We start from the raw sequence: 15,538 nt of genomic DNA, 5'->3' as shown, positions 1-15,538 counted from the left end.
GCCGCAAAGGCCGGGAAAAGCAGGAGAGACCATCATGAAGAAATATGTCCTTGCCGGGCTGCTGGGTGCGGCTTGCGCCATGCCCGCTGCCGCGCTCGAACATGACGTCGTGATCGATCATGCGGACGGGCCGATTGCGGCCGACTACAAGGGCTCGGTAACGATCGAGACCAAGCAGGTCGGCACTGTCGGTGTCGCCGGTCGTCCCAGCACGCTGCGCTGCCGGTGGACCGCCACGCTCAATGTCGAGCGGGTGGCACAGGTCGGCGAAACTCTGCGTTCGCAGCGCACGCTCACCAGCGACGATGTCGCCAGCGGCTCGCGTCCGGGTTGGTGCGAGAGCAACGCCGAGGCGATCGACCGTCTGGTCGACAGTCGCCGCGACAGTTTCCGTGCCGCCATGCTGGCCCTGGTCGATCAGGATCGCAGCGCGATCCTCGCCGAAGCGGAAAGCGCGCGCAGCACCAACCGCGACGGCTGACCCGCACATTGCGATCACCACCAAGCGGGGCGCTTTCCTTGGGGATAGCGCCCCTTTTTGGCATTCGCTGTCAGCGTCAAAGCAGCTTAGCCTTGCAGACAGAGCCGCCGAGGCCTGCCCAAGGAGACCTGCAATGCTGTCGATGTCCGCCCGCCATGTTTTTGTTGCCGCTTCCCTGAGCCTCGCCCTTGCCGCCTGTTCCGGGGCCGATGGCGGAAGTGCGGCGGCCGAAGCCCCGCCGGTGATCAAGGAGCGGCACGACAATTTCGAAGCGATCGGCGATGCCTTCAAGGCGGTGCGCGGCGAGCTGGAAAAGGACACGCCCGATTTCGCGCTGATCACAGCCAAGGCCAATGACATCAACGCCCGCGCGATGAAGATCGAAGGCCATTTCCCGGCCGGCACCAGCACCGAAGATGGCTTCAAGACCGAGGCGCTCCCCGCGATCTGGGAGAAGCCCGAGGAGTTCAAGGCCGCGCAGCAGAAGCTGATCGACGAAAGCGCCAAGCTCGCCAGCGTGGCGGAGGGTGGTGACAAGGCCGCGGTTAGTGCGCAGGCGATGGCGATGGGCGGCGCGTGCAAGGGCTGTCACGACAAGTTCCGGCTCGACGACGAAAAGTAGGCGGCTGATGGACGACACGGCGCAGACAGCGACGGCGCGGCCGCAGGACGTGCGCGTGTGGGACCCGCTGCTGCGGCTGACCCACTGGAGCTTCCCGATCCTGATTCCGGCGATGTGGTGGACGGCGGAAAACTCCAAGTGGGCGCTGCACCGGCAGATCGGGCTGGTGCTGCTTGGCATCCTGACCTTCCGGGTGCTGTGGGGCTTTCTCGGCCCGAAGACCGCGCGGTTCTCGCAATTCGTGAAGGGGCCGGGGGCGGTGATGGCCTATCTGCGGGGGGATGGCAGCGTCGGCCCGCCGATCGGCCACTCGCCGCTGGGAGGGTGGAGCACTGTTGCGCTGATCGGGGTGATGCTGTTGCAGGTCAGCCTCGGGCTGTTCGCGGGCGATCCCTATGACGGGATGACCGGGCCGCTCAACCCGCTTGTGGGCGTGCTGACCGCCGACACCATCACCGAAATTCACGAAGCCTTCTTCAACGTCGTAGCCGCGCTGATCGTGCTGCACCTGGCGGCGATCACCTACTACGCGGTGAAGGGCAACGACCTCGTCAGCCCGATGGTGGGCGGCGAGCGTCCGCCGATGGAAGGCGTCGAGGGGATTGGGCCGATGCCGTGGGGCAGGGGGCTGGTGGCGGTGGCGCTGGCTGCGGGCTTCGCGCTGTGGATCGCCAATGGCGCGCCGCCGCTGACGTGACGCAAAAAGGGGCGCTTCCCGCGAAGGAAGCGCCCCTTTGAATGGCTTTCTGCCAAAGCGGTCAGAGCTGGCCGAGCAGGTGCTCCGCGCTCGAGACCTTGAAGTCGCCCGGCTCTTCGACGTTGAGCTGTTCGACCACGCCATCGTTGATCACCATCGAGAAACGCTGCCCGCGCTTGCCGAGGCCGAAGCCCGAGCCATCCATGGTGAGGCCGATCGCCTCGACGAATTCGGCATTGCCGTCCGCCAGCATGGTGATGTCGTCGCTGCCGGCGGCCTTGTTCCAGGCGCCCATCACGAAGGCATCGTTGACCGCGGTGCCGACGATCTCGTCGACACCCTTGGCCTTCAGTTCATCGGCCTTCTCGACGAAGCCGGGGAGGTGACGGGCCGAGCAGGTCGGGGTGAAGGCGCCCGGCACGCTGAACAGCGCGATCTTCTTGCCCGCGAAATAGTCCGAGGACTTGACCGGCTGCGGGCCTTCGGCGGTGGCCTTGATCAGGGTGACTTCGGGGATCTTGTCGCCAACGGAAATGGTCATGGTGTCGGTGTCCTCTCTTGGGGGTGCGGGGCGCTCTCTATCGCGGCGCGCGCGGGCGGGCAACAAATAGACATATAAAGATAAGTTTATATTTGCCTCGCGAAGCCTATGCCGCTAGGGGCAGGGCGCATAAACGGATGGCCCGCCTGTGCGGGTGCCGATCCGTGCTTAGGAGATAGAAACATGGCCACCCTCGCTGCCACCCCGACCCATGAATACGTGATCAAGGACATCGCGCTCGCCCCCTTCGGCCGCGACGAGATCATGATCGCCGAAACCGAAATGCCCGGCCTGATGGCGCTGCGCGAGGAATACGGCGCTTCGCAGCCGCTCAAGGGTGCGCGCATCACCGGTTCGCTGCACATGACCATCCAGACCGCGGTGCTGATCGAGACCCTCGTGGCGCTGGGCGCGGAAGTGCGCTGGGCGACCTGCAACATCTTCTCCACGCAGGACCACGCCGCCGCCGCGATCGCTGCCAGCGGCATTCCGGTCTTCGCCATCAAGGGCGAGACGCTGGGCGAGTATTGGGACTACGTGGGCCGCATCTTCGACTGGGCCTCGGAAGCCGACCCTGATCTCACTTGCAACATGATCCTCGACGATGGCGGTGACGCCACCATGTTCGCGCTGTGGGGCGCGCGCATCGAAGCGGGCGAGGAAATGGGCGAGCCGGCCAACGCGGAGGAAATCGAATTCCAGCGCGCGCTCAAGGCCTTCGTCGCCGCCAAGCCGGGCTACCTCACCAAGACGGTGAAGGCGATCAAGGGCGTTTCGGAAGAAACCACCACCGGCGTCATGCGCCTCTACCAGATCGCCAAGCAGGGCAAGCTTCCCTTCCCGGCGATCAACGTGAACGACAGCGTCACCAAGTCGAAGTTCGACAACCTCTACGGCTGCAAGGAATCGCTGGTCGACGCGATCCGCCGCGCGACCGACGTGATGCTGGCCGGCAAGGTTGCCTGCGTTGCCGGCTACGGCGACGTCGGCAAGGGCTCGGCCGCTTCGCTCCGTGACGGCGGTGCCCGCGTCATGGTCACCGAGATCGACCCGATCTGCGCCCTTCAGGCCGCGATGGACGGCTTCGAAGTCGTCACCATGGAAGACGCCGTCAAGCGCGCCGACATCTTCGTCACCGCCACCGGCAACGAGGACGTCATCACCGCCGATCACATGGAGGCGATGAAGCCGATGGCGATCGTCTGCAACATCGGCCACTTCGACAGCGAGATCCAGATCTCGGCCCTGTCGAACTACGAGTGGAAGGAAATCAAGGAAGGCACCGATCTCGTGACCTTCCCCGATGGCAAGTCGATCATCATCCTCGCCAAGGGCCGTCTGGTGAACCTCGGCTGCGCCACCGGCCACCCGAGTTTCGTGATGAGCGCGAGCTTCACCAACCAGACGCTCGCTCAGATTGAACTGTTCACCAAGTCGGACGAATACCAGAACGACGTCTACGTCCTGCCCAAGCATCTCGACGAGAAGGTCGCCGCGCTGCACCTCGAAAAGCTGGGCGTGAAGCTGACCCAGCTGTCGGACAAGCAGGCGAGCTACATCGGCGTGCCGCAGGCTGGCCCGTTCAAGCCCGACCACTACCGCTACTAAGCCTCGATAACCGCCCGCTCCGCCCCGTTTTTTCACGGGGTTGGGGGCGGGCGGTGCTTCCCCCGTTGCACTCCCGCGCGTGCGCGCATAGCGGTTGAGCGATGGACCTCTCGCCCCTTTCGCTGGTGCTGATTGCGCTCGTGCTCGCCGCTTGGGCGGTGGGGGCGGGTGCGGTCGTGCTGCGCGCCAATCGCAGCGTGAAGCGCGCCAAGGCGATGCGCACCAGCCTCAAGCGGATGCAGACCCTGCTCGATCTCGCGCCGGCGCTGCCGCTGCTGGTCAGGGTCGACGGGCGGATCGAGGCGCCCGACCGGCTGGCGCGGATGCTGGGCCTCGGCGCGACGCCCAAATATCTCTCGGAACTCGCCGCCGCCCCCGGAACGCCGCGCGCGGGCGGGCTGGCGCAGGCGCAGGTCGACCAGCTCTGGAACAAGATCCAGACCACCCAGAAAAGCGCCGCGCCGTTTCGCATGGCGATCACTTTGCCGAATTCGCAGCGCAGCCTTGCGCTCTATGGCACGCTCGCCGATCCGCAGGTCTCGCCCGGCGGAGCGGCGCTGGTGTGGGTGTTCGACTTCACCGAAAGCCATGCCGAAATGGCCCGGCTCCGAGCGGCCGCGGCACGCGCCACGGGTGATTTCGCCGCGCTGGTCGGCCTTATCGAAGCTGCACCCATGCCGATGTGGTTCCGGGGCAGCGACCTCACCCTGCAACTCGTCAACCAGGCCTATGTCGATGCGGTCGGCGCGATGACCGCCGCCGAGGTGGTGCAGAGCCAGATCGAATTGCTCGAGCCCGAGGACGGTCGCTCCCCCGGCGAGATCGCGGGGGCGACGCTGCAAAGCCAGGACAAATCCGAACGCATCGTCACCGCCACGATCTACGGCGCGCGGCGCACCTTGCGCGTATCCGATCTGCCGCTCGGGCAAGAAGGCGTGGCGGGCTATGCCATCGACATCGAGGAGCAGCAGCAGGTCGCGCGCGATTACCGTGCCTTCCGTGAGGCGACCCGTGCGCTGATCGATCAGCTGTCGGTGGGTGTCGCGCTGTTCGACGGTGATGAACGGCTGACCTTCGCCAACCGCCCCTTCCGCCGACTCTTCAGCCTGACGGACGAGGCGGTCGACGCCCACACGCCCTTCGACCGCTTCCTTGCCGAAGCGCGCGAACGCGGATGCACGCCGGAGGTGCGCGACTTTCCCGAATGGCGGCGCGAGCGGATCGGGTGGTTCGGAATGCGCGAATCGGTCGAGGAGGCCTGGCCGCTGCCCGGTGGCACGCACCTTCGCGTCGTCGCTCAGCCCATGCCCGATGGCGGCTTGGTGCTGCTCACCGAAGACCGCACCGAGAGCCTCGCGCTTTCCGCCGTGCGCGACACGTTGCTGCGCACCCGCACCGCCACGCTCGACAGCCTGTTCGAAGCGCTCGCGATCTTCGCGCCCGATGGTTCGGTGCAGCTCTGGAACCGCAGCTTTGCGGGCACCTGGGGCCTCACCCCCGAACTGCTCGACCAGCATCCCAGCGCCGATGAATTGCTGAGCGCGATCGGGCGCAACCTCGTCCGCCCCGAGGAAGCGAGCCTGATCGGCGCGGCCGTGCGCGCGGCGACGCTCGACCGGCGCGAGAAGCAGGGCAGGGTGAACCTCGCCGACGGGCGCACACTGCGCTTTGCCGGAATCCCGCTGCCCGATGGCAACGGGCTGCTGACGGTGCTCGACATCACCGCCTCGGAAAAGGCCGAGCAAGCCTTGCGTGAGCGCGCCGAGGCGCTGGAAGAGGCCGACGCGGTCAAGGCGCGCTTCCTTGCCAACATGAGCTACGAATTCCGCACCCCGCTGACGACGATCGGCGGCTATGCCGAGCTGCTGAAGAGCGGCGCGGCGGCCGACGCGCAGGCGGCGGGCGAATATGTCGATGCAATCCTGACCGCGGTTGAGCGGCTGACCGAGCAGGTCGAAAACGTGCTCGACCTGTCGCAATCCGAAGCCGGGCTGCTGCCGATCCGCAAGGAGCGGATCGACCTGCTCGATCTGCTCACCACGCTGGTGCGCGAGCGGGAGGAGGCGATCATCGGTGCCGGGCTCAGCCTCGATCTCAAGGGCCGCCGGGGCCGGGTGATCGAGGCCGATCCGCGCCAGCTGGGCCGCGCGCTCGGCAATCTGATCGACAATGCGGTGACCGGCACGCCCGATGGCGGGCGGATTGTGATCGAGCTGCGCAAGGCTCCCGAAGACAGCGCGGCAGCGATGGAAATCAGCATCGCCGACAACGGCCGGGGCATGACCTCGCAGGAACTGGCGCGCGCGCTGGGCGGGTTGAAGCCCGATAAGGACGCTCCGCCCGAAAAGCGCAGCGGGCTGGGCATACCGCTCGCGCGTCAGCTGATCGAGGCGCATGAGGGGACGCTCGAGATGAGCAGCCGCAAGGGCGCGGGCACGACCGCGCTGATCCGGCTGCCGTGACTGAGGCGCGCGAGTCTCTGCTCGATCTGGCGGCGATGGCGGCTTATGGCGCGCGCATCGCCGCGCGGCTCAGGGCAGGGGATGTCGTGGCGCTGGAAGGCGGGCTGGGGGCGGGCAAGACCACGCTCGCGCGCGCCATTCTCGCCGCGCTGGGCCATGCGGGCGAGGTGCCCTCGCCAACCTTCACGATCATCGAGACCTACGATTCGCCGCCGCTGCGCCTGCCGGTGGTCCATGCCGATTTCTACCGGCTCGACGACCCGGCCGAGCTCGCCGAGATCGGGCTCGACGATTACCGCGAGGGCGCGGTGCTGCTGGCCGAATGGCCCGATCATGCAGGCGGGTTCGCGTATGAGCCGGGGTGCCTTGCGATCACGCTCGAACCCTTGGGAGAAAGCGGGGAAGGCGGGCGGGTGGCCATTGCCCGCGGGGGCGCCGATTGGGTAGGGCGGATGCCATGAGCGCGCTTCCCGAAGGTCTTGCCGAATTCACCGCCGCTGCCGGATGGGGTGCTGCCAGCGTTCACCCGCTGCCCGGCGATGCCTCGTTCCGACGCTATTTCCGGCTGCGGCGGGAGAACGGCGAAGCCGCCATGCTGATGCACGCCCCGCCCCCGCACGAAGATCCCGCGCCCTTTCTCCATGTTGCTCACTGGCTGAACGATCACGCGATGCGCGCGCCTGCCATTCTCGCCGAGGATGCCGCGCAGGGCTGGGTGCTGATCGAGGATTTCGGCGATGACCGAATGCGCGACTGGCTCGACCTCCACCCAGCCGATGAACGGCCTGCCTATGAAGCGGCGGTCGAGGCGCTGGCCGCGCTCCACCGCCTGCCGCCGGGGCCCTTCGCCCCCTATGACATGGCGGTCTACCAGCGCGAGGCGGCGCTGCTGACCGAGTGGTGGTGCCCGGCGCAGGGCCTCGAAGTCGACGAAGAGGGTTATGCCGAGGCGTGGCAGGAGGTGATGGCTCCGGTGCTTGCGCGCCAGAACCCCGGCGTCACGGTGCTGCGCGACTATCACGCCGAGAACATCATGCTTTTGGGCGGCAAGGCCAGTACGCCGCAGGGCCTCATCGACTTTCAGGATGCACTGGTGGGGCACCCCGCCTACGACCTTGTATCGCTGCTTCAGGACGCGCGGCGCGATGTGCCGGTCGATCTCGAGACCGCCATGCTGTTGCATTATGTCGAGGCTGTGGGCGGCATCGACGACGATTTCCTCGCAGATTACGCAAGGCTCGGCGCGCAGCGCAATGCCAAGATCGTGGGGATCTTCACCCGGCTCGACCGGCGTGATGGCAAGCCCAAATATCTCGCTATGATCCCGCGTGTATGGGCGGCGCTGGAACGCGACCTTGCTCACCCTGCGCTTGGCCCCGTCGCGGCGTGGTTCGAGGCGAACATTCCCGATGCGTTGCGCCTCAGGCATGGAGCCTTCGCCGCGTGAGTGCGCTTGCCTCCGACACAGCAATGATACTTGCAGCGGGGCTGGGCAAGCGGATGCGGCCGCTTACCGCCAGCCAGCCCAAACCGATGGTGCGGGTGGCGGGCAAGCCGTTGATCGACCATGCGCTCGACCGGCTGGCGGAGGCGGGCGTGAGCAAGGCCGTGGTCAATGTCCACTACCTCGCCGACGCGCTCGAGGCGCATGTGCTCGCGCGCAAGGTGCCGCAGGTCAGCGTCTCGGACGAACGCGCGCAGCTGCTCGAAACCGGCGGCGGAATGATGAAGGCGCTGCCGCAGCTGCCCGACCCCTTCTTCGCATTGAACGCCGACAATATCTGGCTCGACGGGCCCAAGAGCGCGTTCCACGATCTCTCGCGGCGCTGGAACCCGGACGAGATGGACGCACTACTGCTGGTTGTCCCGCACGCGCGGGCGATGAATTTCAGCGGGCCGGGGGATTTCCATATGGACCCGATGGGCCGCCTCTCGCGCCGCCGCGACGGGCGGATCGCGCCCTTCATCTACACCGGCATCCAGCTGGTGAGCCGCCGCCTGCTGCGCGATGCTCCGCAAGGCCCGTTTTCGACCAACATCCTCTGGAACCGGGCGATGGCGGAGCGGCGGCTCTACGGCATCAGCTTTACAGGATTGTGGTTCGAAGTCGGCACCCCGCAGATGATCCGCCCGACCGAGGAGGCGCTGGCGGGTGGCTGAACCGCGCGCACCCGGCCCGCTGGTCTATTCCATCGCCGCGCACCGCGGCTTTGCCGATGCGCTGGTCGCAGGGCTGGTGCCGCGTTACCGCGAGGAGGGCTTCGGCCTTGCGCGCCTCACCCTGCTGGTGCCCTCGACCCGCGCCGCGCGCACCTTGTCCGAGGCCTTCATCCGCCATGCCGGAGCGACGGGTGAGGGCGGGCTCTTGATGCCGCGGATGATCGCGGTGGGCGATCTCGATCTTGACGAGAAGCTCGGCGCGGCGCTCGATCCGCTGGGCGCGGCCGATATCCCGCCCGCCTGCGATCCGCTGACGCGCTGGCTGACGCTCGACCGCCTGATCGCCGAGGTGCGAGCGCGGGAGGGCATGACACCGTTGCCCGGACGCGCACGGCTCAACCTCGCGCGCGAGATGGCGCGCACGATCGACCGGCTGCTGGTCGAGGAAAAGGCGGTCGAGGATCTGCTCGACGAGGCGGTGCTTGACAGTCTGGCGGGGCTGGCAGGACATTGGGAGCGGTCGATCCGGCTGTTCGGTCTGGTCAATGTCCGCTGGCAGATGGAGCTCAACGCGCGCGGGCAGGTGGACGCCGCCACGCGACGCAACCTGCTGTTCGACCGCGCGGCCAAGCGCTGGCGCGAAGCGCCGCCGCCGCATCCGGTGGTTGCCGCCGGCGTCACCAGCGCCGCGCCTGCGCTGGCGCGCTTGTTGCGGGTCATCGCAGGCCTGCCGCAAGGCGCGGTGGTGCTGCCCGATCTCGACCTTGCGATGGACGATGCCGCGTGGGACGAGCTGGGTCTGGCGGGCTCGTCCGACACACCCGGTGGACCGGTGTTCGGCGCGGGCGATGCGCTCACCCATCCGCAATATCATTTGAAGCTGCTGCTGCACCGCATGGGCGTCAACCGCGCCGAGGTGCAGCAATGGCACCGGCGCGGGGCGGCGGCGGCAGAGCCTGCGCGGGCGCGGGCGATCTCCTCGCTGTTTCTGCCGCCCGAGGCGAGCCGGGCATGGATCGATCTCGGCCCCGACCGGCGCAGGCTCGCGGGTGTGCGACTGATGGAGAGCGCGACGATCGAGGAGGAGGCGCAGGCCATCGCCCTCTTAGTGCGCGAGGCGCTGGAGGAACCGGAAAAGCGTGTCGCCGTCATCGCCGCCGACCGCGGCCTTGCACGCCGGGTGGCGCAGCATCTTGAGCGCTGGAACATCAGTGCCGACGATTCAGCCGGGCGTCCGTTGTCGCTGACCCCGGCGGGGCGGTTGTTCGGGCTGCTCGCCGAAATCGCCGCACATGGCCCTGCGCCCGCAAACCTCGTCGCGGCCTTCGCGCATCCGCTGGTGCGCGGCTGGGACGGCGGGGCGCGCGCCGACTGGCTGCGCGGCCTGCGCGCCTTCGACCGGGCCTTGCGCGGCCCCGATCCTGCGCCCGGAATGGCGAGCCTGCGCGCCGCCGCCGCCAAGGCCGATGTCGCGCCGTGGTGGGAGGAGGCCGAGGCGCTGATTGCGCCGCTGGCCGATTGGCCCGCGGAGATCCCGCTCGCCGAAGCGCTCGCCCGCCTTGCCGACGCGGCCGAGGCCTTTGCCGACAGCGCGGTGTGGGAACGCGACGATGGCCGCGCGCTCGGCACCATGGTGCAGGAATTGAGAGACCGGGCGAGCGACGCCGGAACGCTGGTCGAGACCAGAGATCTGGGCGGCGTGCTGCGCGACAGCATGGAGGCGATCGCGGTGCGCCCCGGCTATGGCGGGCACCCGCGCGTGGCGATCTATGGCTTGCTCGAAGCGCGCATGGCGCGGGCCGATCTGGTGATCTGCGGCGGGCTCAACGAAGGCAGCTGGCCGCAGCCGCCGGGGGCCGATGCGCTGCTGGCCCCTGCGATTTTGCGCGCGCTGGGCGTGCCGGGAGCCGAGTTCCGGATCGGGCTCGCCGCGCACGACCTTGCCGGAGCGCTGGGCGCGCCCGAAGTGGTACTCTCCCGCGCGCGCCGCAATGCCGAGGGGCCGACCTTGCCCTCGCGCTTTCTGCTCCGGGTCGAGGCGCTGCTCGGCGACGATCTCGACAAGGAGCACCGCGAGCGCGCGATCCCCGCGCTGCTCCCGCTGCTCGACCGCGAGCGCCCGCCTGCGCCAGAATACCCGCGCCCCGCACCCGATCCCGCGCCCGACAAGCGCGACGTGGCGATCCGGGTGACCGCGCTCGACCGGCTGCTGGGCGATCCCTACCAGTTCTACGCGCAGGCGATCCTCGATCTGAAGCGGCTCGATCCGCTCAGCGCCGATCCCTTCAGCGATCCGGCGCTGCGCGGCACGCTGGTGCACGAGATTCTCGATGCCTGGAGCAAGGCGCGCACGAAGCAGCCGGGCCTCGCCCTCGCGCCCTTTGCGGCCGAACACTTCGCCGCCGCGCGGGTCCATCCGCTGTTCCGCGCGCTGTGGCAGCCGCGCCTGATCGCCGCGCTCGAACGCTTCGAGCAATGGATCGCGCAGGACGCGGAACAGGGCGAGGTGGTGCTGGCGAGCGAGGTTTCGGGCGAGATGCGCGTCGATGGCGTGCGGGTGCTGGGCCGCGCCGACCGGATCGACCGGCTGGCCGATGGTAGCTTGCGGATCATCGACTACAAGACCGGGCGGGTGCCGTCCAAGGCCGAGATCGAGGCCGGCTATGCCTTGCAACTGGGTCTGCTCGGGCTGATCGCGCAAGCTGGCGGCTTTGCCAAGGAAGGCGTGCCCGCCGCGCCCGCCACGGGTTTCGAATACTGGTCCTTCGGCAAGGAGGACGAGGGCTTCGGCAAGCGCATCAAACCAATGAAGGAGGGCAAGGCCAAGACGGGGCTTGAGCCTGACAAGTTCCTGCCGCACCACACCGCCAAGCTGCACGAGGCGATCGCACGCTACATCAAGGGGCGCGAGCCATTCCTCGCGCGGGCCAATCCCGACTACAAGGGCTACACCGATTACGACCAGCTGATGCGGCTGGAGGAGTGGATCGTGCGGCTTCACGATGCGGAGCAGGGCGCATGAGCGGCGGCGGCGGTGGTCTGGTTTTTCCGCTGCAGGACAATCAGCTCGGCGCGGCTGATCCTGCGGACAATGTCTGGCTCTCGGCTTCGGCGGGGACAGGCAAGACGCAGGTGCTCTCCGCCCGCGTGCTGCGCCTGCTGCTGCGCGAGGATGTCGCGCCCTCGCAGATCCTGTGCCTCACTTTCACCAAGGCGGGCGCGGCGGAGATGGCGAACCGCATCAACGCAGTGCTGGCGCGCTGGGTGCGGCTGCCTGCGGGCCAGCTGGGCAAGGAGCTGGGCTATCTCGGCGCGGACATCGACCCCGCCACGCAGGCGCGCGCGCGCAGCCTGTTCGCGAGCGTGCTCGATTGCCCTGGTGGCGGGCTTAGGATCGACACCATCCACGCCTTCGCGCAGTTCCTGATCGGCAATTTCCCCGAGGAAGCCGGGCTCAACCCCGGCACGCGGGTGATGGACGATCGCAGCCGCGAATTGCTCGCGCGCGAGGTGCTGACCGATCTGGTCGAGGAGGCCGAGCGCACGCATGATGTGCGAGTGCTGGACGGGCTCCACCTGTTCACCACCCGCAAGGATCCGGCAGCGCTCCTCGGCTGGCTGATGCGCGCGGCGGAGGCGCAGGAGCTGTGGGAAGGGCCTGCCGGATGGCAATCGCCGATGGCCGCGCGGGTCAGGCAGACGCTCGGGATGCCGTCGGATGCGGATGCTGCGTGGGCCGAGACGATCCTCGATCCCGACCTTTTCCCGGACGACACACTGCTGGCGATGATCCCGGCGCTGGAAGGCTGGGAGGCGAAGACCGGGCAGGAGGCGGCGGCGTTCCTGCGCTCGTGGCTGGGGTTGGGCCTTGCCGAACGGATCGGCGCAGTGGACGGGTTTCGCAAGACCATCCTCAAGGCCGACGCTACCCCGCGCAAGATGGACGGTGCGGCGAAGCTCGACCCCGATTTCACCCGCTATCAGGACGACATCGCCGAGGCCATCGCCGCCTATGAGGAACGCCGCGCGCTTCTCGCCACCGCCGAGATCGTGACGAGCGCGCTCGAAATCGGGCGCGCCTTCGCGCTGCGGTGGGAGGCACGCAAGGCCCGCGAAGGCCTGCTAGATTTCGCCGACCTCATTCGCAAGGCCGCCGCGCTGCTCGGCCAGAGCGAGGCTGCCGACTGGATCCGCTACAAGCTCGACCGGCATTTCGACCACATCCTGATCGACGAGGCGCAGGACACCAATCAGAGCCAGTGGGACATCGTCGAGGCACTGATCGACGATTTCTTCAGCGGCGATGGCGCGCGCGGCGACAAGCTGCGCACGATCTTCACCGTGGGCGATTACAAGCAGGCGATCTTCGGCTTTCAGGGGACGAGCCCGGAAAACTTCGCAAAGGCCAAGGCGCGCATTCACGCCCGCATCCGCGCCGCGCAGCAGGGCATCCGCGCCGGGCGGATCAACCGCCGCGAGCCGGGCTGGCGCGATCTCGACCTCGGCAACTCCTTCCGCACCGCCGATGTCGTGCTGGGCTTCGTCAACCGCGTGATCGACACGCTCGGCTTCGCGGAATTCGGGCTCGACAAGGCCCCGCCCGAGCACAAGGGCACCGTGCGGCCCGGTCTGGTGACGCTCTGGCCCACGGTGGTGCCAGAGACCGACACGGGCGACGACGACGAGGAGGGCGAGGCCGAGGGCGAGCAGGGCTGGCTCCCGCGCCACGACACGCTGCTGGCCGAACGCATCGCCGATCAGATGCACCGCTGGGTGAGCGGCTCCGATCCCTTCGTGCTCGCCAAGGGCACGCACCGCCACGCGCAGGCGGGCGACATCATGGTGCTGGTGCAAAAGCGCAAGGAGCTGGCCGCGCAAATCGTTGCCAAGCTCTATGCCCGGGGTGTGCCGGTGGCGGGGGTCGACCGGCTGCGGCTGGGCGCGCCACTGGCGGTGAGGGACGTTCTGGCCGCGCTGAAGTTCGCCGCGCAGCCGCTCGACGATCTGAGCCTCGCCAACCTGCTCGCCTCGCCGCTGGTGGGGTGGACGCAGGACGACATCCTCGCCCACGTTCCGCGCCTGCCCAAGCAGCGGTTGTGGGATCACTTGCGGCGCGAGGATGCCCCAGCGTTCGTCGCAGCCACGGTGGAGCGGCTGAAGGACCTGCTGCGCCGCGCCGACTACCAGACCCCTGAGGCGCTGATCGCCTGGCTGCTGACCGGCCCGTGGCAGGGCCGTGCGCGGCTGGTCGCGCGGCTGGGAGCCGAGGCCAACGACCCGCTTAACGAACTGGTCAACGCCGCCTTCGCCTACGAGTCCGAACACTGGCCGAGCCTCGCGGGCTTCATCGGTTGGTTCGAGGCCGGGACGGGCGATCTGAAGCGCGATTCCGACAGCGCCAGCGGGCAGGTGCGGGTGATGACGGTGCATGGCTCCAAGGGCTTGCAGGCCCCGATCGTGATCCTCGCCGATGCCGCCGGGGCGCCGGGCGATGCGGGCGATCTGGCGCTGGAAGACACGCCGCTTGGCCATGACCCCGACCGCAAGCGCCTCGTCCCGCTGCCGCCGCTCAACAAGGGCGAGGCCGTGGGCCCGATTGCCGAGGCTGCCGAAGCGAAGGCCGCCGCCGCGTTGCAGGAGCATTGGCGGCTGCTGTATGTGGCGCTCACCCGCGCGGAGGAAGCGCTGTTCATTGGCGGATCGCTCAACAAGAACGAGGCGAAGAAGGGCGAGCCGCATCCGGACAGTTGGTATGCCCGCATCGCGCCACTGTTCGACGAGGTCGACGACATCGCCGACCCCGTGTGGCGCTGGCGCAAGGAGTGGGGCGAGCGCGCCGGGCCGCTGGTGCCCGTTGACGATACAAGCGCCGTCGCCCCCGCATCGCCCGCGCTGCCCCGCTGGGCGACCACCCCGATCGGCCCCGAACCGCGCCCGCCACGCCCGCTCGCGCCCTCATCCGCAGGCGAGGACGCCGGGGCGCAGCCGCCTCTCCCGCCCGAGGCTGCGCGCGATGCCGCCCGGCGCGGCAGCCTGATCCACGCGCTGCTCGAGCGCCTCCCCGATGTGCCCGCCGCCGAGCGCGCGGCGACTGCCGAGGGCTGGCTCGCGCGCCAGGCACCCGACCTTGCGGAAGGAGCCCGCGCCGAGATGCTCACCGCCGCGCTGGCGGTGCTCGATCACCCCGATTTCGCCGCGCTGTTCTCTCCGCAGGCGCTCGCCGAGGTGCCGCTGGCGGCGACGGTCGAGGGCGTGGTGGTCGCAGGAACCGCCGACCGGTTGCTGATCGAGGACACCGGCATCACCGTGGTGGACTTCAAGACCACCCGCCGCCCGCCCGCCGCCGCCGCCGACATTCCCCGCGCCACGTTGCGCCAGATGGCGGCCTATGTCGCCGCGCTGGAGGCGATCTATCCGGGCCGTGCGGTGCGGGCGGGCGTGCTCTACACCCATGCGCCGGTGCTGTTCGACCTCGACCCCGCCACATTGGCAGCGCACAAGCTCGCGTTGCAGACCGCGCAGCAATCCTTGCCCCTGCCGGATATTGAGTGAGGCGCGCGCGTCACTAGATTGCAATCCAACCCGCCGCGCCTCTATGGTCGCGGTCACAAGGAGATTTGAAATGGCCACCGTCAACGTCACCGATGCCAGCTTCCAGAGCGATGTGCTCGACAGCGATACACCCGTGCTGGTGGATTTCTGGGCAGACTGGTGCGGCCCCTGCAAGATGATCGCTCCGGCGCTGGAAGAAATCAGCGAGGAACTGGCGGGCAAGGTCAAGATCGCCAAGATGGACATCATGGAGAACACCGACACCGCGACCCAGATCGGCGTTCAGTCGATCCCGCTGATGGTGCTCTACAAGAACGGCCAGCCGGTTGCGCAGAAGCTGGGCGCGGCGCCCAAGGGTGCGCTCAAGGCGTGGCTCGAAAGCGAGCTGTAATCAATTTGTGAGCTCCCGCGCAGG

12 protein-coding genes are annotated in these 15,538 nt (G+C 68.4%); 11 read left to right on the top strand and 1 reads right to left on the bottom strand.

Annotated elements, in window-relative coordinates; genetic code table 11:
- The first annotated feature begins 34 nt into the window (after nucleotides 1-34).
- From E2E27_RS18775 to E2E27_RS13070, 3 genes are all read left to right on the top strand, one after another.
- On the top strand, nucleotides 35-481 hold the full coding sequence (locus tag E2E27_RS18775) for a hypothetical protein (protein WP_181443443.1): 447 nt from the start codon (nucleotides 35-37) through the stop codon (nucleotides 479-481).
- 133 nt (nucleotides 482-614) lie between these two features.
- A complete protein-coding gene (locus tag E2E27_RS18770) occupies nucleotides 615-1,103 on the top strand; it encodes a c-type cytochrome (protein WP_181443442.1) in 489 nt (162 codons plus the stop codon).
- 7 nt (nucleotides 1,104-1,110) lie between these two features.
- Nucleotides 1,111-1,800 (top strand): cytochrome b/b6 domain-containing protein, encoded by a 690-nt coding sequence (locus E2E27_RS13070; RefSeq protein ID WP_141459822.1) that lies wholly within the window; start codon nucleotides 1,111-1,113, stop codon nucleotides 1,798-1,800.
- Between the two features lie 61 nt (nucleotides 1,801-1,861).
- Here the strand turns inward: E2E27_RS13070 and E2E27_RS13065 are convergent, their stop codons facing one another.
- Nucleotides 1,862-2,341 carry a peroxiredoxin gene (locus E2E27_RS13065; RefSeq protein WP_141459820.1) on the bottom strand — a complete coding sequence of 160 codons (480 nt, stop codon included), beginning with the start codon at nucleotides 2,339-2,341 and terminating at the stop codon, nucleotides 1,862-1,864.
- A gap of 183 nt (nucleotides 2,342-2,524) precedes the next feature.
- Between E2E27_RS13065 and ahcY the strand changes: the two genes are divergently transcribed.
- The 8 genes from ahcY to trxA all read left to right on the top strand — a co-directional run bounded on the left by ahcY (nucleotide 2,525) and on the right by trxA (nucleotide 15,514).
- Nucleotides 2,525-3,949, top strand: coding sequence for an adenosylhomocysteinase (gene ahcY / locus E2E27_RS13060; protein ID WP_141459818.1), 1,425 nt, complete (start codon nucleotides 2,525-2,527; stop codon nucleotides 3,947-3,949).
- Between the two features lie 101 nt (nucleotides 3,950-4,050).
- Nucleotides 4,051-6,411 carry a PAS domain-containing sensor histidine kinase gene (locus E2E27_RS13055; RefSeq protein WP_141459816.1) on the top strand — a complete coding sequence of 787 codons (2,361 nt, stop codon included), beginning with the start codon at nucleotides 4,051-4,053 and terminating at the stop codon, nucleotides 6,409-6,411.
- A 35-nt stretch (nucleotides 6,412-6,446) separates the two neighbouring features.
- On the top strand, nucleotides 6,447-6,872 hold the full coding sequence (tsaE, locus tag E2E27_RS13050; protein ID WP_234036268.1) for a tRNA (adenosine(37)-N6)-threonylcarbamoyltransferase complex ATPase subunit type 1 TsaE: 426 nt from the start codon (nucleotides 6,447-6,449) through the stop codon (nucleotides 6,870-6,872).
- Complete coding sequence (locus E2E27_RS13045) at nucleotides 6,869-7,858, top strand: aminoglycoside phosphotransferase family protein (protein ID WP_141459812.1); 990 nt, start codon at nucleotides 6,869-6,871, stop codon at nucleotides 7,856-7,858. Before tsaE ends, E2E27_RS13045 begins: the two co-directional genes overlap by 4 nt.
- Before the next feature lie 23 nt (nucleotides 7,859-7,881).
- Nucleotides 7,882-8,571, top strand: a complete 690-nt coding sequence (locus E2E27_RS13040) for a nucleotidyltransferase family protein (RefSeq protein WP_141459810.1) — start codon at nucleotides 7,882-7,884, stop codon at nucleotides 8,569-8,571.
- Nucleotides 8,564-11,593: a double-strand break repair protein AddB gene (gene addB, locus E2E27_RS13035; RefSeq protein WP_141459808.1), complete on the top strand. Its 3,030-nt coding sequence runs from the start codon at nucleotides 8,564-8,566 to the stop codon at nucleotides 11,591-11,593. The genes E2E27_RS13040 and addB overlap by 8 nt, the downstream gene beginning before the upstream one ends.
- Entirely contained in the window at nucleotides 11,590-15,123 is a 3,534-nt protein-coding gene (gene addA, locus E2E27_RS13030) for a double-strand break repair helicase AddA (RefSeq protein ID WP_141459806.1), read from the top strand. Before addB ends, addA begins: the two co-directional genes overlap by 4 nt.
- 70 nt (nucleotides 15,124-15,193) lie before the next feature.
- Nucleotides 15,194-15,514, top strand: a complete 321-nt coding sequence (gene trxA, locus E2E27_RS13025) for a thioredoxin (protein ID WP_141459804.1) — start codon at nucleotides 15,194-15,196, stop codon at nucleotides 15,512-15,514.
- Nucleotides 15,515-15,538: the final 24 nt, after the last annotated feature.

This window comes from Porphyrobacter sp. YT40 (assembly GCF_006542605.1).
In the GTDB taxonomy this organism is placed as follows: Bacteria; Pseudomonadota; Alphaproteobacteria; order Sphingomonadales; family Sphingomonadaceae; genus Erythrobacter.
This window is presented reverse-complemented; position numbering and strand designations above follow the sequence as displayed.